19 protein-coding genes and 2 tRNA genes are annotated in these 20,420 nt (G+C 40.5%); 4 read left to right on the top strand and 17 right to left on the bottom strand.

Features of this window, described 5'->3' with window-relative positions; all coding sequences use genetic code 11:
- Positions 1 to 311: 311 nt before the first annotated feature.
- A tRNA-Ser gene (locus tag BM375_RS16285) sits at positions 312 to 396 on the bottom strand.
- A gap of 202 nt (positions 397 to 598) precedes the next feature.
- Here BM375_RS16285 and BM375_RS16280 point away from each other — a divergent pair.
- Positions 599 to 672, top strand: a tRNA-Arg gene (locus BM375_RS16280).
- A 48-nt stretch (positions 673 to 720) separates the two neighbouring features.
- Here the strand turns inward: BM375_RS16280 and BM375_RS16275 are convergent.
- The 8 genes from BM375_RS16275 to BM375_RS16240 form a co-directional block, all read right to left on the bottom strand.
- Complete coding sequence (locus BM375_RS16275; RefSeq protein ID WP_093367609.1) at positions 721 to 1,488, bottom strand: MBL fold metallo-hydrolase; 768 nt, start codon at positions 1,486 to 1,488, stop codon at positions 721 to 723.
- Positions 1,485 to 1,757 (bottom strand): hypothetical protein, encoded by a 273-nt coding sequence (locus BM375_RS16270; RefSeq protein ID WP_093367607.1) that lies wholly within the window; start codon positions 1,755 to 1,757, stop codon positions 1,485 to 1,487. The genes BM375_RS16275 and BM375_RS16270 overlap by 4 nt, the downstream gene beginning before the upstream one ends.
- Before the next feature lie 59 nt (positions 1,758 to 1,816).
- A complete protein-coding gene (locus BM375_RS16265) occupies positions 1,817 to 2,812 on the bottom strand; it encodes a glycosyltransferase (RefSeq protein ID WP_093367606.1) in 996 nt (331 codons plus the stop codon).
- Between the two features lies 1 nt (position 2,813).
- Complete coding sequence (locus BM375_RS16260; RefSeq protein ID WP_093367604.1) at positions 2,814 to 3,764, bottom strand: glycosyltransferase family 2 protein; 951 nt, start codon at positions 3,762 to 3,764, stop codon at positions 2,814 to 2,816.
- A 14-nt stretch (positions 3,765 to 3,778) separates the two neighbouring features.
- A complete protein-coding gene (locus BM375_RS16255) occupies positions 3,779 to 4,405 on the bottom strand; it encodes a DUF4199 domain-containing protein (protein ID WP_093367603.1) in 627 nt (208 codons plus the stop codon).
- 4 nt (positions 4,406 to 4,409) lie between these two features.
- Positions 4,410 to 5,078, bottom strand: coding sequence for a hypothetical protein (locus BM375_RS16250; protein WP_093367602.1), 669 nt, complete (start codon positions 5,076 to 5,078; stop codon positions 4,410 to 4,412).
- 6 nt (positions 5,079 to 5,084) lie between these two features.
- Entirely contained in the window at positions 5,085 to 6,350 is a 1,266-nt protein-coding gene (locus BM375_RS16245) for a dihydroorotase (RefSeq protein ID WP_093367600.1), read from the bottom strand.
- 197 nt (positions 6,351 to 6,547) lie between these two features.
- Positions 6,548 to 7,129: a UbiX family flavin prenyltransferase gene (locus BM375_RS16240; protein ID WP_093367599.1), complete on the bottom strand. Its 582-nt coding sequence runs from the start codon at positions 7,127 to 7,129 to the stop codon at positions 6,548 to 6,550.
- A 316-nt stretch (positions 7,130 to 7,445) separates the two neighbouring features.
- On the opposite strand from BM375_RS16240, the gene BM375_RS16235 reads away from it, so the two are divergent.
- A complete protein-coding gene (locus BM375_RS16235) occupies positions 7,446 to 8,099 on the top strand; it encodes an ankyrin repeat domain-containing protein (protein WP_093367597.1) in 654 nt (217 codons plus the stop codon).
- On the opposite strand, the gene BM375_RS16230 is transcribed toward BM375_RS16235, so the two are convergent.
- Complete coding sequence (locus BM375_RS16230) at positions 8,096 to 9,376, bottom strand: DUF2851 family protein (protein ID WP_093367596.1); 1,281 nt, start codon at positions 9,374 to 9,376, stop codon at positions 8,096 to 8,098. The two genes, BM375_RS16235 and BM375_RS16230, sit on opposite strands and share 4 nt — an antisense overlap.
- Positions 9,377 to 9,476: 100 nt before the next feature.
- Between BM375_RS16230 and BM375_RS16225 the strand changes: the two genes are divergently transcribed.
- Entirely contained in the window at positions 9,477 to 9,857 is a 381-nt protein-coding gene (locus BM375_RS16225; protein ID WP_093367594.1) for a hypothetical protein, read from the top strand.
- 22 nt (positions 9,858 to 9,879) lie between these two features.
- Here BM375_RS16225 and BM375_RS16220 read toward each other — a convergent pair whose 3' ends face one another.
- The 7 genes from BM375_RS16220 to BM375_RS16190 all read right to left on the bottom strand — a co-directional run bounded on the left by BM375_RS16220 (position 9,880) and on the right by BM375_RS16190 (position 19,082).
- Positions 9,880 to 10,578: a 2-C-methyl-D-erythritol 4-phosphate cytidylyltransferase gene (locus BM375_RS16220; RefSeq protein WP_093367593.1), complete on the bottom strand. Its 699-nt coding sequence runs from the start codon at positions 10,576 to 10,578 to the stop codon at positions 9,880 to 9,882.
- 21 nt (positions 10,579 to 10,599) lie between these two features.
- Positions 10,600 to 12,105, bottom strand: coding sequence for a sodium/proline symporter PutP (gene putP, locus BM375_RS16215; protein WP_093367591.1), 1,506 nt, complete (start codon positions 12,103 to 12,105; stop codon positions 10,600 to 10,602).
- A 64-nt stretch (positions 12,106 to 12,169) separates the two neighbouring features.
- Positions 12,170 to 15,205 carry an SbcC/MukB-like Walker B domain-containing protein gene (locus BM375_RS16210; RefSeq protein ID WP_093367590.1) on the bottom strand — a complete coding sequence of 1,012 codons (3,036 nt, stop codon included), beginning with the start codon at positions 15,203 to 15,205 and terminating at the stop codon, positions 12,170 to 12,172.
- Between the two features lie 2 nt (positions 15,206 to 15,207).
- On the bottom strand, positions 15,208 to 16,437 hold the full coding sequence (locus BM375_RS16205) for a metallophosphoesterase family protein (protein WP_093367589.1): 1,230 nt from the start codon (positions 16,435 to 16,437) through the stop codon (positions 15,208 to 15,210).
- Positions 16,438 to 16,458: 21 nt separating this feature from the next.
- Positions 16,459 to 16,737, bottom strand: a complete 279-nt coding sequence (locus tag BM375_RS16200) for an Rdx family protein (RefSeq protein ID WP_093367587.1) — start codon at positions 16,735 to 16,737, stop codon at positions 16,459 to 16,461.
- Between the two features lie 208 nt (positions 16,738 to 16,945).
- On the bottom strand, positions 16,946 to 17,911 hold the full coding sequence (locus BM375_RS16195; protein WP_093367586.1) for an alpha/beta fold hydrolase: 966 nt from the start codon (positions 17,909 to 17,911) through the stop codon (positions 16,946 to 16,948).
- 772 nt (positions 17,912 to 18,683) lie between these two features.
- Entirely contained in the window at positions 18,684 to 19,082 is a 399-nt protein-coding gene (locus BM375_RS16190) for a c-type cytochrome (protein ID WP_093367638.1), read from the bottom strand.
- A gap of 563 nt (positions 19,083 to 19,645) precedes the next feature.
- On the opposite strand from BM375_RS16190, the gene BM375_RS16180 reads away from it, so the two are divergent.
- On the top strand, positions 19,646 to 20,389 hold the full coding sequence (locus BM375_RS16180; RefSeq protein WP_093367583.1) for a dienelactone hydrolase family protein: 744 nt from the start codon (positions 19,646 to 19,648) through the stop codon (positions 20,387 to 20,389).
- Positions 20,390 to 20,420 lie beyond the last annotated feature (31 nt).

Here is a 20,420-nt window from a genome sequence, read left to right as displayed (position 1 = left end):
ATCTTCTTAGTTAAAGAATCTGATTCTTGTGCCTCCGAAAGCCCAGCAACAAAAAGAGTTATTATAATAATCTGGAAGATTTTTGCGCACTCTAGAAGAGTTTTCCTGATGTATCCTAAATTATTCATATATTAATGTGAATAGATTGACGTGCTGTTTGTTGTATGGAACGACACAAAGCTACCAAAAATGCATATTATCCATCTAGTATATATAGAAGTAATATTAATGATTTTTTCTGATTAGGCAAACCTTTTGGACTGTTGATAAAAAACAAAAAATCCCTCATCTTTCGATGAAGGATTTCTCAGCGGAGAGTGAGGGATTCGAACCCCCGAACCTGTGACAGTTAACGGTTTTCAAGACCGCCGCATTCGACCACTCTGCCAACTCTCCGCGACAAAAGTACGAATTTTATCATTCTACCCAAATTTTATTTCACTTTTTTATACCCAAAGAGTTCCTTTAGCATTCCTCACTCTATTGGATAAAAAATATGTATTTGGTATGCAATAACTTAATTGCTAAAAAAGAAAAAATAGTGTTTTTATTTTGCAAAATTGCAGTAATTGGCTACTTTTGTTCCACCGAAAGGAAGGCGCCAATAGCTCAGCTGGATAGAGCAACGGTTTTCTAAACCGTCGGTCAGGGGTTCGAATCCCTTTTGGCGTACTTAAAAGCTCTTTATCGATTGATAAAGAGCTTTTTTGTTTAATAGACCTAATTCGCTTCAATCACTAACCCATCATAAGCAACAAATACATCTCCGGGAAGGCGTGATTGTATATCCTCATGTTTGCCAAAACGGTGGCTGACATGGGTAAAATAAGTGCGTTTAGGAGCAATATCTTGTACAAATTCCAAAGCTTCTTTTTTTGTGAAATGCGAAAGGTGCGCTTCCTCTTGCAGGGCATTGACCACCAAGGTCTCTACACCTTGTAAAAGCTCCCGTGAATGCTCGGAAACTGTCTTCGCATCTGTTATGTAGGCAAAATCACCTATACGAAATCCCATAACGGGCATTTTATAATGCATCACCTCAATGGGTATGATTTCCCTCTCCCCTATAATGAATGGCACGGATGGGCTAATCTCTTCCAGTTCCAGACGCGGCACGCCAGGATATTTAAATTCCGAAAAAGCATAATAGAACTCTCGTTTCAAAGCCTCATGCGATGCTCGGGTACCATAAATGGGTATAGAGGTCTTCTGTTGATAATTATATGCACGCACATCATCTAAACCTGCAATATGATCTTTATGTGAATGAGTAATCAATACAGCATCTAGTCTCTTGAGCCCCACACGAAGCATCTGATAGCGGAAATCGGGACCAGTGTCCACCACAATATGTTGGTCATCAAATTCTAAGAGAATAGAGGTCCTTAAGCGCTTGTCTCGACTATCACTGGATTGACACACCGCGCATGGGCAAGCGATAACAGGTACCCCCTGAGAAGTTCCAGTTCCTAAAAATGTTATCCTCAAATCGAAAGCTCCGCTTTTTTTATGGTTCTGTAAAATTCTTTCTTCTTATCATCCAACAGCGAGGTATCTACCTCCATTTCCTGAAGCAACTGTATAAGCGACTGTATACGTACTTCCATAGTAGAAAACTTATTGACGACTATTACTCGTGTATTTTGTAGGACACAAGCTGCTGTACGGAAAGATCCCTTCTCAAAACGGAGTCTATACCCCAATTCGTTTAAAAGGTCTTCCAATTTACCTAAGTTATGTTGTGTATATGAAATCACTCGCTTCTAATTTTTAAACAAAATAAACAACTTTACTGAAAAATCACAGACAGCACCGATTATTTTTTCAACAATACTTCAGTCGAATAATTTTTTAAAAAACCCATACCATACGCTATCAATTGGGTATAGGCTGCAATGACAGAGAGAAAGGCCACTTTAATATCTTTGGTAGATAAGCAGGCATGCAGAAACAGAAACAAGGTATAAAGCGCTATAGCGACATTTCCAACATTAGCCAAGATAGCTACCATGGCGACCTGTCCTGCCGTAAACAAATTCAACAGATTGAGGAAAATCAGCGAAAATAAACCGATCACAAAAACAGCAGGTAATGCGTGGACAGGTTTTAGCTCGGATGGAAACAACTTGTATATATCAATCCTGCCCTGACCAAAGGAATGCGTTTGCTTGAAAAACTGTTTGAAGTCAGCTCTTCTTTTATGGTAAACAAATGCTTCAGGAATCAATCCCACTTTAAACCCATTTTCGATGATACGCACACTGAATTCAATATCTTCAGATCGACGAGACAGTTTAAAGCCTCCAGTCTTATTATACACCTCTCTTGATATCCCCATATTGAAACTTCGGGGATGAAACTGCCCTACATGTTTTTTATTACCACGGATCCCTCCTGTCGTAAAAGGGCTGGTCATGGAATAGGAAATAGCCTTTTGTATCGGTGTAAATGAAGCATGTGCAGCATCTGGACCACCGAAAGCATCCCAAGTATCGCGTTTTAATCCTATAAGTACTTTTTGTAGATAGTCTTTAGGAACTAATATATCGGAGTCAAAGATGATGAAATAATCACCTTTGGCTTTAGCAAAACCATAATTCCTTGCAAAACCTTGACCTTCATTCGGCTTCACATAATACTGTACTGCCAATCGGTCTTGGAAAGATTCCACAATTTCCAGGGCAGGCAAGGTAGATCCATCCTCCACGATGATAACTTCAAAATCCTTATAGGTTTGCTTTGTCAAGGAATCCAATAGTTCCGCAATCTCTTGCGGGCGGTTGTACAAAGGGATTATAATGGAAAAGAACATATTAAATCACCTTTTCTATATGGTATTTGTTACGTTCTGTGGAATTGCGAGACACCAATTCCGCGATAAAGCCTGTCAAAAACAGTTGTGTCCCGATCAATATCGCTACAAGAGATAGATAGAATAATGGTTGATCAGTGATATTGCGATAAGGCGTATGATTAGCAATGCTCATCAACTTTTCAAAAATGAGGTAGCAAGTAATTACAAAACCAACCATGAAACTCAACACCCCGATTGGGCCAAAAAAGTGCATAGGACGCTTGGCGAACTTCCCTACAAAAAATATAGAGAGTAAGTCCAAAAAACCCTTGACAAATCTCCCTGGGCCAAACTTAGTCGTTCCGTATTTACGTGGATAATGCTGTACGATTTGTTCCTGTATATTCTTAAATCCTGCCCATTTGGCCAAAACAGGTATATAACGATGCATTTCACCGTAAACCTCTATACTTTTGACCACATCTTTACGATAGGCTTTCAGTCCACAGTTAAAATCATGCAAATTATGAATACCTGACATGTTACGAGTCACAGCGTTGAAAAGTTTGGTAGGAATAGTCTTCGTTATCGGGTCGTAGCGTTTCTGCTTCCACCCAGACACCAAATCAGCTCCCTGATTTGTGATTCTATCGTACAATTCAGGAATTTCATCCGGACTATCCTGCAAATCAGCATCCATGGTAATAACCACGTCTCCCTCCGCCGCATTGAATCCAATATTTAGAGCCGCGGACTTGCCATAATTTCTCCTAAACTTTATACCGATGATCTCCTCATGCTGTAGCTTCAAGTCTTGGATCACTTTCCAAGACTTATCATTACTACCATCATCCACCAGTATAATCTCGTAAGAGAAGTTATGCTGGTGCATCACACGACGAATCCAATCGGTTAACTCCGGTAAAGACTCCTCCTCGTTATATAAAGGAACTACAATTGAAATATCCACCCTGTTTTTCCTTATTAATTATTGTCTTGCCAAGGGTGTGCACTGTTATCCGTATTATCTACAGCACTCATGAATGCAGGTCTTTCTCTTTTGAAGATAGCTGCCAAAATCAAGGAGAATACAAAATACATAATCAACGTGATACCAACACCTTTAAGGGTCTGTCCTAAAGAAAAACTGCGCAATTCTTCTCTTGTCTTTTCCAATTCAGCAACCTGTTTGTCAATCATCTCATCATCCGCACCAACACTTTCCAAGGTTTCAATCGTAAAGTTAATGGTTTTGTCGAATACAATCTGCTGTGGTTCTGGGTTAATGGCATTAAATACAGCAGAGCCAAATTGTGAAATCAATACAGAAATAGCCAACATTAGAAAAATATGCTTTAGCGCTTGGCTAAAAGACCAAAATCCTCCTGCGACTTTACGCAAAAGCGATGAAAAATAAACCGCTAAAGCGATTAAGATAACAAAGAATAACCCGCTTGAAACAATCGAAGCCATCTGGAAATTAGCCACATTGACTAACATATACACTGATACAATGTTTAATATCAATACGATAACACCAATATAGATACCGTTTTTGATACTTTCTTTTCTTACTTCCGCTTCCGGAAAAGTGTTTGTCATTTCGTTCATAATTTTATTTATTAAAGTTTACAATAAGTTCGTATACAGCAATATCCAAAGATTTATTTGGAGCTGCTTCCGCATAATCATTCAAATGCTCTGCGGAAGGGTTTGCTTCATTGAAGAAACTCATTATCGGATAGAAAAGTTCTTTCAGTTCTTCTTGATGTCCTAACCCCTTGGCTACCTTTGCAATTTCACCATATGTGCTATCCACCAATATCTGGTTGGCTATCACCTTTTCATAGATGTTATACTCATCTTGAAATTCATCTTCCTCGACTAGTAAGAATTCTTTCAAATAATCGTCCAAAGATGGCTCTACATCTTCATCAGCACATTCATTTAAATAAAGGAAGATATTCAATAATTCCGTTCCTCTATCGATGGTTTGCTCTTCAATTTCCTCCCATTCCGGAGAATCCAGATAATCTTCTTCAAGCTTCTGCACATCGTCCACAAAGAAATTAATCATCAATAGGTCGAAGTAGATTTCGCGAAGTTCTTCAAAAGATTGATAATCATCAAAGACTTGATCTAAAGCTTCTACTTTATCCATAAATGCAGCTTCTTGTTCAAAAGCTGCCTGAAGCGCTTTCTCAAAATCAACCTGATCTATCTGTTCGGCTTTCGCATAAGCAGCAATTCCCGCTTGAAAAGCTTTTTTAATTTTTGAATCCATAATAATTTAATTTTTAATCAATTGCCCATTATTAATTACAGCAATTATTTTACCTTTTAATTCTTGCCCGAACAATGGGCTATTAGCCGCTTTAGAACGATTGGTATCAGCATTGAATACCCATTTGTCTTCTGTCGAGAAAATAGTCAGGTTAGCTTGTGTCCCTTCCAAAAGTGTAGGGACCTCCTTGTTAACGATTTGTCGGGGCTGTATAGCCAATTTATCAACAATAGTCTCTGCATCCAATCCCGCTCGTACCAAAAATGGCAATACAGTTTGCAAACCAATAATACCCGGCTTTGCAATATGGAATTCCACGTTTTTAAACTCGATTTCATGGGGTGTATGTTGTGAAACAACAGCATCCACCACTCCGTCCTTTAAGCCTTTCAACAGTGCTTTTATATCTTTCTTTGTACGCAAAGGAGGCGTCACTTTATAGTTGCTATCAAAGTCAGCCACTTCACTATCTGTTAATACCAGATGATGGGCCGCAACATCGCAGGTTACTTTCAAACCTTTGGCTTTCGCTTTCTTGATAAGGTCTACCGATTCTGCCGTAGAAATAGTTGTAAAATGTATTGGTGCCTCATTATATTCAGCAAGAAATAAATCACGAGCTACCATCAAGGATTCTGCAAGATTCGGATTACCTTTCATTCCCAGATAAGTACTCATTTCTCCCTCGTTCATCTGATTGCCTCCCGCGATAGATTCGTCTTCCGCAAAAGATATTATCAATCCATCAAACCCTTTACTATATAATAGCGCGCGTGCCATCAAGCCCGCTTGTTGCACACTATGGTTTCCATCACAAAAAGCAATAGCTCCCTTGGTTTGCATATCATATAATTCGGCTAATTCATTTCCTTCTCTTTTCTTGCTTACTGCCCCTATCGGATGTACATCGACCAAATTGCCCTTTGCACTATTCACGATGAGAGCCACTTCTGAACGGCTATGTACAGCAGGATTTGTATTTGGGTGTACAGCTACCCCTGTAAAACCTCCAGCAGCCGCAGCTGCAGTACCAGTGTTAATATCTTCCTTTGTCTCCAATCCCGGTTCGCCAAAATTGGCATTCAAATCAAAGAAACCCGGAGAGACGACAGCCCCCTTAGCATCGATGACCTGTATTTTGGTATTCTCTACGGCAATCTTTTTGGACACTTTGCTGATATTTCCCTTTTCGATCAAAATATCGACAATTTGCCCATTATTTGGATGACCAGGAGAAATAAGTGTAGCAGAAGAGATTAATATGTTATTCATGTGAATTATATAAACACGTTTAAAGTTAATATATTATATCTTTTTAAGAATGGGAAATAAATCAGCTTACGGATAGCAGAATTGGACGCTTTTTCTGGTGAAAAATCAATGAAAATACGGATAGAATCGACCAATATGAATAGCTGTTTCATTGAAAAACAAATGTACAAAATAAATCTATACCCCCGTTTTAAATTTTACAGGTTTTTTTGCTCACTACCCCAACTGTAACTATCGACATGGATATCACATAAAGACAATATACGATCAACAACCGTAGCCGCCAATTCCTCAAAAGTCTTAGGTACACTATAGAAAGACGGACTTGCCGGGCATATAATGCCTCCTGCTTGCGTAACCATATCCATATTCTTGATATGAATGCTGCTAAGTGGAGTCTCACGGGCCACAAGGACCAATCTACGGCGTTCTTTGAGAATAACGTCTGCTGCACGTGTCGTCAAGTCCGATGAAATCCCTTGGGCAATACGAGCCAACGTTCCCATCGAGCAAGGACATACGATCATCGTGTCAAATTTTGCCGAACCAGAGGCAAAAGGTGCCATAAAATCGTGCTTGCTGTAAAATGTAAAAGGATAATCTTTATAGGAGTCGTTCTGCAATTCAAAAGTCCATACATCTTTTGCATTATCAGACATAACAATGCCCACTTCGGCAATCTGATTCTCCAAAGTGGCAAGCTTATCTAACAGCACTTTGGCATAAATAGACCCACTGGCTCCAGTAATGGCTACAACTATTTTTCTTTTCTGCGTCATACGTGAACAAAGCTAATAAAAAAGGGTCGAATAGATTCTATTCGACCCTACATCTACCTATGAAAAACATGCCCCTGGGAAGGGCATTACAAAAATGCCAACTAAAATCTATTTTTTAAAACATTTTCTGTGACTTCCTTTGTATTTGTAGAAAAATTACTACAATTGACAGTGTTACTTCATTATATTCCATCTATTTTGCTCTTATAGGACTTGATATAATTTCAACTTATCGATTATTAACAAAGTAAATGTTATTAACAATTCCCTCAGTTTTCGTATTTTTTTACTTATTTCGTGACAAAGTATAATGTCGATGAGCTTACTGAAGTTAGAAGAGTATATTGAAACGGGAAACCACCACGATTTAGAGATCCTATTGACAAATCAACCGGAGTTGCTACGCGAAAAGACGAGCCATGAAATCTCTCCTTTGCTGTTAGCTTGTTATTATCATAAAGATCAGGTTATCAAAACCATACTCAATCATTTAACGACAATCACTATACATGAAGCCTGTGCTATCGGTTTGACAGAACATGTGGAAATGATGCTTAAACAACTCCCGGAGGTCGTGGACGAAATCTCAACACATGGTTTTACCCCTTTGGGAATCGGAACACACTTTGGCCAAGAAGACATCGTACGGATATTGTTGACCAAACATGCTGATCCGAATATCTGTTCGCAAAACGGCTACAGTGTCTATCCATTGCATACTGCGTTAAGTGGACAATACAACAACATAGCCAAGATGCTTTTAGAATCAGGAGCCGAAGTAAATGTGGTACAGAACTCACGCATCACACCATTGCACCTTGCCGCACAACAGGGAAATATAGACATGATTATTCTGTTGTTGGAAAACGGTGCAGATATCAGCATCAAGACCGATTATGGTATGACTGCTTCAGATTTAGCTTTAGAAAAAGGTCATAAAGAAATTGCTGAGATCCTACATGTAAATTAGATTTTCATCAATTTTAGGCCAATCATGCACTGCAAACAGCCTTTTGCATCACAATAGTGCTTTTTGAGATGGAGAGCGGCCTGTGATTCTGCAGCAGAAAAAGCCCGCAAGCCTATTTCTTTAAATTTTCGGAGGATTGCATTATCCTCCACAGCACAATTCTCTAACCAAGCTATAGCTCTTTCTTGGAAATCTGCCCTATCCACAGATTTACCATAGGAAAAAAGTATCGGAGCAAAAACATTGATAACAATGTGCTCAATAAAAACCTTAGTTAGCTGGGTATTATGGGCTGGAGAAGTTTTTCCAAAGCGAAAATGTGTTTCCCAAAAAGCCGATGCTTTAATACGCGAAAGGTTTTCTTTAAATACAGCAATATTTCCAACCTCCATAATCACAGAAAATAGAGAGGGATAGACCGTATACAATGCCGACAACTGTGCAAGCCTATAGGTTGGAAAATTGTAGGGCCGCATACGCATAAAACGCCAAGACACAAGCTCTATCTCCTCGAGTTGATGGAGCTGTTTCAAATAAGCATATTCCCTTTTTAACCTATCTTCATATTCGTCGGAGATATTCCCGGGCAGCAATCCACTCTGCCCAAACAATATTGCTTCTATCTTTTCCGGTTGTTCTCTATATTTTCGCAACAACATCGGGTTGACCATCTTACCTAAATTCACAAACACTTCGCTATTGACTTTCATCCCAAAACTCCGACAAAGTAAAATGAACAGAATGCGTTCCCAATCACCTTGAAATTCCAAATGCAATTTCTCTATAAGTAGACAACGCTCTTCCAAACGTTCGACCAGCATACGTTGCAAGGTATTTGTCTTAATCATTTCGGGAACCTCCGACATCATTTTTTCACACGGAATCCACGTTAGGTTTTCTATAATTTCGTGATACCGATAGAGAAGATTCATATCCACATAAGGTTGAATATTTAATGTCGGAATCGTGGTGCCATCCTGGCGGTTAGCGGTATATTCATTTTGCCATATAATATGCAAAACTACATTGTTATAGGCTGGATCCTGCCCATGGCCATGCCTTTCCCAATCCTTCGCATCTACATGTATCTCCACATGACCGACCCAATCGGTCTGTCCTATACGTATTTTGGCAAAAAGAAAATCTGGTCCGGCATCTCTATTGGGCATTCCAACTTCCAATACACGGATCGGCTCTCCGGATTGGCTCAACAGTTCGAATTGGTTAAATAGCCTAAACTGCCAGACGAAATGTAGAAATTCTTCTGGAATCTTCATGCTTTATTAAATTAGACAAACAGCCATAAAATTAATAAAACAATTTGTCTATTTGCCCACTTTTCAATATATTTAAACCTAAATTGTAAACACTATAATTATGCATACCACAACAGAATACCTCATTTGGGATAAGATTGTCAAGAGTGCAAGGCAAAGAGTGGATATTAAAGACTATGGCGAAAAGGCCGAGAGTATCGCACCGGAGATTTTAGATCAACTCATCTTGCATATCATTGTAGCCTTTGCATCGGGTGAGGATCATCAAACTATTTCCACCAATCTGCACAATGAACTTCAACATATCGGCATTGAGGTTTACGAAGAAACCATTGATAAAATCATTTCCGATAAGCATGTGGTTTTCAGTGCGGAAATTTATGCTACGTATCTCACTTTTTCTATGCTGGAAGATGGCTACACAGAACAGGAAGTTTTAGGCTATGTGACAGATCTATTAGACAGCCCAAAAATACATTAATGTTGAATTCTTTGAGAAGAGATTAACGCCTCTCCAATGTATCCATGTAAAGTTTAGCAAGCTCGATGTCCTCGGGATAGGTGATTTTTATGTTTCGATAATCGCCCTCAATGATATATATGCGTTGGCCTAATTGCTCAACGACAGAAGCATCGTCCGTAAAGACCGGGGATTCCCCTTGGAGAAAAGCCTGTTGCAAAAGATCAGCTGTAAAGGTCTGGGGAGTCTGTACCATCCATATCCGGGAGCGATCTTTGGCTATATTTTCCGTGCTGTCACCTTCCCGTACAGAGTTGATACTTGGAACGGCAACAATGCAGGCTTTCTTATCGGTTGTTTCACAAAAAGATTTTCGGATAATTTCGGTTGTCACCAAAGGACGTGCAGCATCATGTATGCTGATAAGGGTTTTCGCTATGTCGTCAGTCTGCTGCAAAACAAAATCCACACCCCGTTTCACACTTTGAAAACGAGTATCGCCACCGTACACCACATGATGCGGCACATCAAAGCCATACGTCCCGCACAGTTCCTTCCAGTATCCATTCATTTCCGGATGGATAACGACCACAATTTCCAACTCTTCACCACATACGGCGAATTGGCGAATAGTATGCATCAATACCGGTTTGCCAGCTAATAGGAGATATTGTTTAGGTAGAGTACTCCCCATCCTACTTCCAAAACCTCCTGCTACAATGATGGCATATTTCTTATACATATAGCGCAAAGGTAAAACAAATTACCTTGTTTTGTCTTTTATTAAGCGCTCTACTTCCGCAAATTCCTCCATAATTTCCGTATCCAGCTTATAGGTCATTAGAGACACAATAACGTTCGTCACTATAGCTAGTGTAAAGCCCGGTATCATCTCATAGACATCTTTGTAATTATGCGGCACATATACCCAAGCCAATACCGTGATTGCTCCGACCAACATTCCGGCCAAAGCTCCCCATTTGGTGGATTTTTTCCATAGTAGGCTCAGCAAAATCACAGGGCCAAAAGCCGCTCCAAATCCTGCCCAGGCATTCCCTACCAGATTCAGGATACTGTCTTTTGGGACAATGGATAATACATAGGCTATTACTGCCACAATTAATACGGACAAACGGCTAATCAACAACAGGCGCTTAGGAGAAGCTTCTTTATTGATAAACTCACGATAAATATCTTCCGTCAATGAACTGGAAGTCACCAATAGCTGAGAAGAAATCGTACTCATCACCGCTGCCAAAATAGCGGAAAGCAGAAAACCACCAATTAAGGGATGAAAGAGAACGCGCGATAAGTGAATAAAAATTGTTTCCGCATAGGCTTTGGATCCATCAAACTGCGCCATTGTTGCTTGGTCATATTTATATAGATACGCTATTCCCAAAAGCCCAACCAGCATGGCCCCACCAACAGTGAAAATCATCCAGGTAATACCGATACGGCGTGCTTTGGTTAGATCGCTTATTTTATCGATCGCCATAAAACGAACTAAGATATGCGGTTGACCAAAATACCCCAGTCCCCATGCTAAGAGTGAAATAATACCTATTGTGGTCGTTCCTTGAAAAAGCTGCAGATAGGTCGACCTCTTATTTTCTATAATATCAAATGTCTCCGATACTCCCCCTATCTCTGTAAATAGTACAATTGGTAGTACAATAAGAGCCAAGACCATAATTGCTCCCTGTACAAAATCGGTTAAACTCACCGCGAGGAAACCGCCCAAAAAGGTGTACAGTACAACCACGAGACTCGTAGTAAGTAATCCCATATGGTAATCCATACCAAAAGCCGATTCGAACAAACGTCCGCCTGCTACCATACCTGATGAGGTATACAGCGTAAAAAATATCAGGATCAGCAAACTGGAAGTTATCTTCAGAAGGCGGGATTTATCACGAAAACGGTTCTCGAAGAATACCGGAATAGTAATAGAATTGCTTGCTACCTCTGTATAAGCACGTAGCCGTGGTGCTACCAGGATGTAATTCAGAAATGCGCCAATGGTAAGGCCTATTGCAATCCAAGAAGCCGATAAACCCGAAATATACATCGCTCCGGGCAGTCCCATCAATAGCCATCCGCTCATATCTGCAGCTCCTGCTGAAAGTGCGGTGACAGCAGCCCCCATTTGTCGGCCACCAATTAAAAACTCATCGGAATTGTTATTGGATTTGCGATATGAGTACACACCTATGAGAATCATAAGCAACATGTACAATCCGATCGAGATTAGTTCGTATACATTCATAAATTAAGATTTACATAAGCAAGTTAAGCAATAACCTGTAAATATGATATAACCTATTTTATTTTTAGTTAAACCTAATTTGACTACCCTTTTCCATATCGTTCACAACGGTAATGGATTTCGGAATGCGTTCTTTCAACTCATCCACATGGGAGATAATACCAACAATACGATTTTCCTTGTGTAGGTACTGCAAGGTTTCAAATACGGTATTGATACTCTCCCGATCCTGCGTCCCGAAACCTTCATCAATAAAGAAGAAGTTCTTATCCGCCTTATTCAATACCTGTATGTTTTCCGCAAGAGCCAGTGCAAGGCATAAAGAAGCTTGAAAGCTTTGCCCTCCCGACAGTGTCTTAACCGAGCGTACATAACCATTGTTCAGGTAATCTATGACCTCAAACTCGTTGCTTTCATTGACCGTAAGGCTCAGACTATTTTTTGTCAATCGGTGGAAACGTTGATTCGCAATCGCACAGAGCTGGCGCAAGTGTATACTGGATACATAATTGACAAAACCAGCGCCACGAAACAGGTTCTCCAATGTAGTAAGATTACTCTTCCGCAGGTTCAGTTTCTCATATTCCTCCAATAGCGCTTCTTTCTGTGCAAACTCTGATTGCAGACGCACGCATTCTTTTTCCAATCCACCCGTTATCCTGATCTGCAACTCCAGTTCTTCCCTTTTTAGAGTAAGCAGTTCCGTCTTCTCCCGATGAATATCTTCGGTAAAACCATCATCCGCTATACGTTTATCCAACTCTTCGATTTTTGATAAGAGCACTTCATACTGCACATGAAATTCATGGATGTTTTTCCGTATGGCAGCAACATCCAAATTACGTCGCAGAACCTGTTGTACTTCGGTAATATCGTTAAAGCCGTACTCAACCAACAAGTTTGAAATCTCGGATTGGCATTGGTTCAGTTGTTGATAGAGCTGCTGAAACTGTTCCTTGGCTACAGCTCTTTCGGCATTCACCGCTGCAAAGCCTGTTTTCAGATCCTGCAATGTTTGCGATAACCTCAAGTAGCTTTCTTCCAAAAAAAGGACTTTGCTTTCCAATTGCTCTTTGAGCTGTTGCAAGGTTTCCTCATTATTTTCTGCTAAATCTTCTTCACGCAAAGTCCGCAACTGCCCCCTATTCTGCTGTACCAGACCATCTAAAACAGTAATCTTTTGTGCAAACTCAGCCAGAGTGGCTTTATACTTTTCTACTTTTCCCTGGTTTTGTAACAACTGTTGACGTAACGTCTTGATTGCCATTTCATTTTCACGGATTTTACTTTCAGAGTTTTGGCTCTGTTCCTTGTACGATAGAAATGCAGACCTATCTGAGGGGGAAAATCCTTCCCATACAAAAGCCTCTAGGTGAAGTTGTTTCTTCTGCTCTCCCTCTGACAAGGTGGCTTTCCATTGTTCTTGTTGTTTATACTTATCCTTCAAACGTGCGTAAGAACGATTCAGTTGATTGAAGTTACGTTTCACCGTCTCCAATTCCTGTTGCAGTTGTATCTTTCGATTATTCAATTCCTGCATTTTGTCCACTAGGTCATGTCCTTGACGGATATGGGGGTGCTCGGTAGCACCACATAAAGGACAAGGATCACCTTCATGGAGATTCTCTGCAAATTCAGAAAGTTTTACCTGCACCTGTACCTGCATAATGCTTTGCTGTAATTCGTTTAGTTCTTGTTGTAACCGGGTTTCTTCTGCCGAAAGATGGGTTTCCCAGGTGTCTGTATTCAAAGACAACGTAGTAAACTCCTGCTGAATACCCACAATCTCTTCTTCCAAAACGCGTAACTGTTTTTCCCCTTCGGCAGTCTGCGTCAAAAGGTTATCTTGCGTCTGGAACCAATTTTCCATTGCTAATAACAGCATCGTATCCACTTTGCTTTCCCGAAGGGAATCCATCAACTGTTCTTTTTCCACAATCTGTGCCTGGATTTCCTGTTCGTTCTTTAACTCCTGCTCTAAGAATGGCTTTCCATCTTCCAACCTTTTGAACAAAACAGCACGCTGTTGTTCGCTCTGTCTATTTAGGGTTAATAATTTAAGATCTTCTATTTCTGCACGAAACCTGCCTAACTGTTTATAATCATCGGCAATCGCATTCCATTCCTGTTCTTTTTGTTCCAACTGTTCAAGAGTATACTGCTTTTTGGCGGTCAGTTGTTCAATCTTATGGGTCAGTTGCTCCTTATCCTTATTCAATGTTTGTGCCTGATTGAGCAATTCACGAAAAACCTGCTGGGTCCGTTCATAGACCTGCACATCGGTCTCCATCTGCTGTACCTTCGGGCGTTGCTGCTGCAAAAGTTGTAACTCCCCTTTTTTCAAAGATAGTTCTTTTCTGTTTGACAGGCTTTCGTTCAGTTTTTTACAATGGTCCTCCAAAGACAGCACTTCCTCTCGTACCGTTTTCAATTGTACCTGTGCCGTTTCTAGCTCTGTCTTCTTACTTTCGATAACTTCTGCACTGACAGTTTCAAAACCCGATAGCACGCCCTTTAGATTATCCAATCGGCTGTTATTCTGTCGTTGCAGATACGACACTTTCCCTCCCAAGTCGAAACGTTGCAGATGAAAGATATCTTTCATCATTTCCGAACGGTCTTTTCCTTTCAGTTCCAGAAACTCCTTGAACTGTCCTTGTGGAATAATAATAGTCCGTCGGAAATTAGGGTAAGTGAGGTGGGTTACCAAAGCTCCATCCGCTGATTCCAAGGGCTTCCATTCCTCCTCCAGCCATTCGTAGGCATAGCGTTCCAAGGTCGTCGTATCTTCAAATTTCTTGCGTCGCTTCCATTGCGCAACAAAACGAAATTTGCAGTTTTCAAAATTCAGGAATTCAAACACAATACGCGCAGCATCCGATTTGAGGTTGAGCATATTGTACGTGCGCTTTTCCTGCTTATTCAACCGCTCAGTCTCGCCATAGAGAGCAAAGCTTATAGCTTCCAGAATGGATGATTTACCTGACCCTACATTACCAAAAATCCCGAATAATCCCGCTTCCGTCAGCTTTGTAAAATCGATCTCCTGCTTATCTTGGTAGGAATATAATCCTTCTATACTTAAATATAATGGTAACAAACTTAGTCCTCCTCTTCTGATTCGTGGTATATCACTTCATGCAACAAATCGATAATTTCCGTATTGGCTTCCTGTCCTGTCCTATATCGGAAATAATCCAGAAAAAGCTGTTGGATGTCCTGATCCAGGTTAATACTATTAGTTGCCATTGTGGAAGAAGCTGTATCCTGTTTCACTACAGGAATAATATGGATAATGCCATCATGTGCTTCATGTATCCGTTTTAAATCCATGGATGTCAGATAAGTATCACTGACCAAGGTCAACTCTACCAAAGCGTTGGGGTTATCATGCAACCAGCTTACCGCTTCATCTATCTGTACGAAGCGTTTGCGATGCAAGGGCCTTCCCGAGGTCAATGCCACCCTCTCGCAGCTCACCTGATGGTTAGGGACAGCATCTACCACCACCACATATTTTTGTTGTCCGGCTTCTGAGAAGGAATAGGCCAAAGGACTGCTTGCATAAATCACGGGAGCCGCATGCCCGGCTATGGGAATAAAGCGATGCAAGTGACCCAAAGCGGTATATTGTATCTGTCGGGGGATATTATCCGAATAAACTATATCCGCATTCCCGATTTTTAGAGGCTTCTCTCCTTCTGGCTCTTCCAGCACTTCTCCCCCTCGCTGTAGCATGTAAAGATGGGCTGTCAGCATATTGACGCCCTGCTCATCACAGTAGGTGTCGGTCAAGGCCTGCCAACGTTGCCGCAGCACTTCCTGCAACTGTTGTTCTTTATCCTCTATACCCAAAAACTGCTTAAGGCGCCATTCGTTGGCGAAAGGTGTGGTCAACACCCTTAATGGGTAATTGTATTGCGGTAATTGGATCTCTACAAAGCCGTGGTCTGTCTGGGTAATGGAGAAGCCGTTTTCTATCTGCAAGGTATTGAGTTTGGCGTTGGGATAACCGATAAATAGAATGCCACATTCCCTTGCTAATACATCAGGCGCATCAATACGATCCGCACTATCGTGGTTGCCTGCGATGGCGATGACAGGGCGTTTACCGCCATTTGTCAGCCGACGCAGTGTCTTATATAACAGTTCGATGGCTTCTACCGGAGGGTTATAAGCATCAAACAGATCGCCTGCTACGATAACAGCATCCACTTGCTCCTGATCTGCTATATGACAGATTTCGTCTAATACTTCTTTTTGTTCTTCTAATCGTGAAAAAAAATCCAGGCGTTTGCCCAAATGCCAATCGCCCGTATGCAATATTTTCATATACTATGTTTCGATTCTATCTTATTTTTTGTCTGAATGCCCTAAATCCTTTTGTGGATTCACCTGATCTCTAACCAATTGCTTTAACTCTTTGATCTCGGGAAAACGTCCCTCCCGTTTTCGGTCAAAAAGGACTTGCTGGTTGAGCATAATAGTATAACGACCGCTTATCTCGCTTGGTATAAGTTCTACACTATAAATATCACCGGTAAAGGTAGTCAACAGCTCCTGTGCCATATAGGCAGCCCGCAACATCCACCCGCATTTGGGACAGTATTCAATACGAATGCTTACTTTCATAAGATAAAGATACGAAAGGCTGAAAGTTCTTCCTGTATTTTATGCTTGTATTTTTTTTTGTTATTCTTCCGAAGAAAGTACGTTACCAGCTCGCCTGCCTGAAGATCATCTTCGTTATCGCTATGCTTAAACGAGAACGAGATAAGGTGGCGGAGCCATAAAATGAATAGCGTTTACTCTTGCACATGATTGTATAAACCAAAGCTGTTTACCTGCTTAGGGCATTATCCAGTACTTTTCTAAAAAGCTCTGGCTGATCTATCCAAATATTATGTCCTGCTGAATCGATCAATTCGAAATCAATTTTATTATAGTCCCTTATAAGTGCCTGGTGCAATTCACCATTAAAGTCAAGGAAATCATACGCCCCGAAGATAATAGTCGTTTTAGCATCGTCATTAAGAAACTTCCTATAATCATACTTCCAGTTCACTGTCTCCACCATTACAGAAGCATCTTCCTTATAATAATGGAACCCTCCGCGCATGAGCTTATATCTATCAATCCGATAGATGTTAGAAGCTGCAAACGCCATGCGATTAAAATCAGTCCGTTCTTTATCACTAATAAACTGACCGTTTAATTCTTTGTATCTTTTATAGATTGGTAATTCTTTGATTTCCGGTCTTGAACTCAGATATCTTACTTGTTCTTCACTACGCTTCGAAAAAACACTACCTATACTATCTGATTGCGCTGGAATAGCACCCACCAAAACGAGATTCGAAACTTTATCCGGATGCTGACTAAGATAGTCCATAGCAATTAAAGTCCCCATTGAATGAGCCATAATTTTGACTTTTGCATTGCCAAGTTGTTTTATAAGTAAATCCAGATCACCTACATTTTTCTGAAATGTCAGTTTTTCCTTTGGCGCAGGCGAAAGAAGAGAGCCTCTTTGATCATAAAGCACAAAGTGATATTTTTCTTCTAATCCTTCAATAGCATCCAACATATAGTCATGGTTAGCACCAAATCCCCCATGTATAATCACAACTGTATCCTTTCCTGTACCCAATTCCCGTACATAAATATCTTGATTATAAACATCAAGACTATCAGGTGTCCTTAAGTACCATTCGACATAATCTTTACTTTGACCAAAACATGGATTAAAAAATCCCAGAGAGCAAAAAAATGCGATACGCAGTAATGTCATTATTTTTTGTTTCATATCGTAGTTAAAAAATTTCCTTTCAGACAGAGAGCAGATCCATCCAAGGCGCAAAGATATTTAAAAGATAGTATAAGGCCTCATAGTTGATTCCTTTTAAAAACCATATTCTTTTCTTCTTTTGCTTTACCTGTTAAATCATTTCCCATGGGTATACTATATATTGTTTTTTTTGATATCAAGAGCTAAATTATCACTATAAAGAAGGTTCAGCAATTAAAGGTACAATACGAGATAAGGTGGAATATTGTTTGGGTACATTTCGAGTTTTGCATCTATCTTTCTTCGGATATGCTACCGACCTTCTCCCTACCATGTTCGACAATCCTTCGACAGCTCTTCGGGAACGCTTCGACAATCCTTCGAGTCATAGTCGAAGAATTGTCGAAGCACAGCCGAAGAAAACCCGAAGCTGTCCCAAAGTTGTCTCGAACGTGTCCCGAAGCACAGCCGAACATTACTCGAACAATTGTCGAACAGAAGTCGAAGAAGTCAGGAGTCTGTTCTACACTTGCCTTTTCCCGATATTTCCTCTTTTCTAGGATTAGATTGACATCTTCGCCGATAATAATGAGTTATTGTGGACCATAATCCAGAAAGCCACGATGAGATATTATTCGCCCTATTTATGCGGGGTCTAAAGATTATACTTAGTTACGTCGGTTTTGTATCTTCATTTCATTGCAGGCAATTATTAAAAGCCGTAATTTCTATAACCAAAAAATCCCGAAAAAATATTTTCGGGATTTTTGCTTACACTTACACGGAGCAACTATCTGCTTATCGTGTGCATCTGAGGTTCAGCCTGTCCATTATGGCAGGTTCCGCAACCGATTTGCAACAATACACCGTCTTTTTCGTGATTTTTAAAGTACTTCTTGTTGATTTTAGTGGTCATTTTCATCATTTCGCGTGCCACTTGTTTATTGGGGTTGGCATCGCTGGCAAAATCCAGTCCTTTCTCTCCCGGGGCATGGCAATGACCACATTTCACGCCCAAAGCTGCATTGAAAGCTTTCATCGTCCCTTCCAGCTCCTCGGAACTGATATTTTTAGGAAGTACTTTCAAGTTGGTCGGCCTTGGATCTTCCTGTTTCTCAAATGTGGTAAAAGCGCTGATGCTTACAATGGCAAGCACACAGCCCATTAGTGTTAATATTCTTCTTCTCATAATCGTATTTTTATCATTCTCTTTTCCATTCAATAATACTAAAAAAATATCAATTGTCATATTTTTGTCACCAAAATTCTGTGTTATTTTTTACTGTTTCTTTCAAAATGCTAAAACGGCTATTTTTAAGCAAATCTTTTGCAGAGAATTAAGCATACAGGGGCTGTCTAAAAACCGAAACATCATCTCATTGCGCTGTGTCACACCTCTGGCGGTGGAGGCAACGAAGTCCCGTCTGAGAAGCTGTTTAAATTTCTGTTTTTGCTGCACTTCCTTCGCCATAGTCGAGGCACAGCGACAGAGCTAAGACAAAAACTGCTCATGTGTCATCCTGAGCTTGTCGAAGGATAGACAAACGAAGTTTTTTTAAGTTTTTAAACAGCCTACTGAATCGGGAATGATGTCAAAATGCAGATTGCTTCGTCGCTGCACTCCTCGTCCCGAAAGCTTTCGGGAACGCATTTTGCGGTTTGGAAACCGTTTTACACACTCTCTTTACTAGCTGAAATATAGGCCGGCTAAAGATTTGTAAAATCATGTACTTTTTTCTTTATCTTTAGGCTATGCGTAAATTATTGATCCTTTTGATAAGTATGAGTCTATTGCAGAGCAGCTTTGCACAAGGCCTTAAAGAAGTATCGTACAAAGACGGTACGCAAGAACTCCGTGGGATGGTCACAGCCAACACCGGACAAAACCTTCCTTCCGTGTTGATATTGCCGGCTTGGAAAGGCATAGATGAGGAAGCCAAACAAGCGGCCTTAGATCTGCAGAAAGAAGGATATATGGCTTTCATTGCGGATATCTATGGCGTAGGGAATACTCCAACAGACAACACTGCAGCAGGTAAAATAGCTTCGCATTATAAAAACGACTACAAAGCCTATCAGCAGCGTATCGCTATAGCTCTCGAAGAACTGGTACGACAAGGAGCCAACCCTAAAAAAATTGCGGTTATCGGCTACTGCTTCGGGGGAACTGGAGCCTTGGAGGTTGCCCGTGCGGGATTTGCTGTCCAGGGAGTGGTCTGTATACATGGGGGATTAGCAAAAGCCACAGACAGACCTAACAACGCCATACATACAAAAGTATTGGTCGAACACCCTGCTGAAGATAAGTCGGTCAGCCAAGCAGATTATGATCAATTAGTACGTGAACTGAATGAAGGCATGGCGGATTGGCAGATTATCACCTATGCACACTGTGGCCATACGTTCACCAACCCAAATTCGGCAGATTACAATGCTGTCATGGCCAATAGAGCCTGGAATCACACTTTACTATTCCTAAAAGAAGTATTGGACTAATATTTTTACGGAAAAGAAAGGATTTCTTATA

This window comes from Sphingobacterium wenxiniae (assembly GCF_900116225.1).
Taxonomy (GTDB): domain Bacteria; phylum Bacteroidota; class Bacteroidia; order Sphingobacteriales; family Sphingobacteriaceae; genus Sphingobacterium; species Sphingobacterium wenxiniae.
The sequence above is the reverse complement of the archived record's forward strand: the minus strand, read 5'-3'. Positions and strand labels throughout refer to the sequence as shown.

What these genes read in the sequence shown, in the direction of transcription:
- BM375_RS16265 (WP_093367606.1), bottom strand. Translation starts at nt 2,812, where the DNA reads ATGTTCTTTTCCATTATAATCCCTTTGTACAACCGCCCGCAAGAGATT.
- BM375_RS16255 (WP_093367603.1), bottom strand. Translation starts at nt 4,405, where the DNA reads ATGAACGAAATGACAAACACTTTTCCGGAAGCGGAAGTAAGAAAAGAA.
- BM375_RS16250 (WP_093367602.1), bottom strand. Translation starts at nt 5,078, where the DNA reads ATGGATTCAAAAATTAAAAAAGCTTTTCAAGCGGGAATTGCTGCTTAT.
- BM375_RS16245 (WP_093367600.1), bottom strand. Translation starts at nt 6,350, where the DNA reads ATGAATAACATATTAATCTCTTCTGCTACACTTATTTCTCCTGGTCAT.
- BM375_RS16240 (WP_093367599.1), bottom strand. Translation starts at nt 7,129, where the DNA reads ATGACGCAGAAAAGAAAAATAGTTGTAGCCATTACTGGAGCCAGTGGG.
- BM375_RS16235 (WP_093367597.1), top strand. Translation starts at nt 7,446, where the DNA reads ATGAGCTTACTGAAGTTAGAAGAGTATATTGAAACGGGAAACCACCAC.
- BM375_RS16230 (WP_093367596.1), bottom strand. Translation starts at nt 9,376, where the DNA reads ATGAAGATTCCAGAAGAATTTCTACATTTCGTCTGGCAGTTTAGGCTA.
- BM375_RS16225 (WP_093367594.1), top strand. Translation starts at nt 9,477, where the DNA reads ATGCATACCACAACAGAATACCTCATTTGGGATAAGATTGTCAAGAGT.
- BM375_RS16220 (WP_093367593.1), bottom strand. Translation starts at nt 10,578, where the DNA reads ATGTATAAGAAATATGCCATCATTGTAGCAGGAGGTTTTGGAAGTAGG.
- putP (WP_093367591.1), bottom strand. Translation starts at nt 12,105, where the DNA reads ATGAATGTATACGAACTAATCTCGATCGGATTGTACATGTTGCTTATG.
- BM375_RS16205 (WP_093367589.1), bottom strand. Translation starts at nt 16,437, where the DNA reads ATGAAAATATTGCATACGGGCGATTGGCATTTGGGCAAACGCCTGGAT.
- BM375_RS16200 (WP_093367587.1), bottom strand. Translation starts at nt 16,737, where the DNA reads ATGAAAGTAAGCATTCGTATTGAATACTGTCCCAAATGCGGGTGGATG.
- BM375_RS16195 (WP_093367586.1), bottom strand. Translation starts at nt 17,911, where the DNA reads ATGAAACAAAAAATAATGACATTACTGCGTATCGCATTTTTTTGCTCT.
- BM375_RS16190 (WP_093367638.1), bottom strand. Translation starts at nt 19,082, where the DNA reads ATGAGAAGAAGAATATTAACACTAATGGGCTGTGTGCTTGCCATTGTA.
- BM375_RS16180 (WP_093367583.1), top strand. Translation starts at nt 19,646, where the DNA reads ATGCGTAAATTATTGATCCTTTTGATAAGTATGAGTCTATTGCAGAGC.